Raw genomic sequence first — 1,410 nt, forward strand, 5'->3', positions numbered from 1 at the left:
GGATTTTGTTTGTCACCCATTCAGAGAATGATCTTTTTTTTGCTTCTGGAGAGAAAATTAACTTAGAAAGTCCCCATTTAAAGGAAAATTTAATATCGAAAGGTGTGCATTCATGGGCTACGTCCTCATGAAAAATTATCATTTGATAATCTTTCCGCAAGAAAAGCGATTGCTTATTTTAAGAATGGTGAGGCAGTTATTAAAGTTTTCAGTAATAAGAAAAATTTTGAGCAACATATCCAAAGCTTAAGGTCTCCAAGCAAATCGCATTGTCAATTTAAGAAAATTAGTTCCAGTTGTAGAGAGTAAATTTGTTCATCGCACTGGGGAAATTGTGCCTTATTCCAAAAAAATACGCCCCTCTTTTTTTAAGCAATTCCCTCCCCCCAAAAAACATCTGCTACTTTAATATCAAAGAATTTAAATACCAAATTGTTTCGAAAAATTATCCCTGATAATACTGTAGCATTAGCCTATTACATATCTAAATGATAATCTGTCTCTAGTAAGTTTACAGGGGTTTGGTTGGGTTTCTGTTTGTTTACAGTTATTGGCTTAAGATAGTGAGATTCATTCCTATCCTTAAGAAGCTGAGACACCGATTTCTTATAGTTAGGATGAACAACTTCTGGGTTCATGCCAAAGTTGATGAACAAACCGAGCTTGTCCTTTCTGCCCCAATCATAGACCATATGGAGACCTGTCAAGCCCTTTGAATTCTTTTCATCAGCATTTGCTCCTGCCTGTATAAAATGCTTAAAATTTTCCGGGCAACAAGCATGAGGATCCATCACATCTAAAAAATGAGTAAATGCTGTTCTTCCGTTTTTGTCTATATCTTGAACAGGTACTTTTGTATCAAGGGTAATCTTCAAGAAGTCATATTGTTGGTTATTGGTACCTACACCTTTCTTCTCAACGGTAGAAAAATTATCGAGCAATGTATGTAATAAATTATTACCATTAGGTAATTTCAGATTAATATCTTTTGCTAAAAAAGCTAATTCAGCATGAAAGTTTAGCTCTGCAATATTTAATTGACGATAAACTGTATAAACTTCAAAAGCAGTTAGCGCGAATGCTGGATCGGGTGCAGGTTTAAAGAAGGCTAAATTGGGCGGATTTTGAAGATTTTTAATATTAAGATTAGCCGATATGAAACGAAGATAGTACTCTACTACTTGGATTGATTCAACAGGCATATTTTCAACTACTTGATATAAATAATTTGGAGAAATATTCTTGTCAATCAAATTTTGAAGCATACTCGAAGTTATAATAGCAAATCCTAAACTTCTTGTTCTAAAAAATACTTTTAGGTAGAGATTTAAAATACAATTGGGAAGACTATAGTTTTTAGTGAAGAATTCCACCAGAGGAGATTTTTCCCAATTGGATGTTATTAGAAAA

1 protein-coding gene is annotated in these 1,410 nt (G+C 33.5%); it reads right to left on the reverse strand.

The annotated features are described in order from the left end of the window. Positions 1 to 476: 476 nt before the first annotated feature. On the reverse strand, positions 477 to 1,410 hold a 934-nt coding region (locus C0512_RS15695), incomplete at its 5' end, for a hypothetical protein (protein ID WP_290863267.1).

Source organism: Flavobacterium sp., assembly GCF_013822155.1.
Taxonomy (GTDB): domain Bacteria; phylum Bacteroidota; class Bacteroidia; order Flavobacteriales; family Flavobacteriaceae; genus Flavobacterium.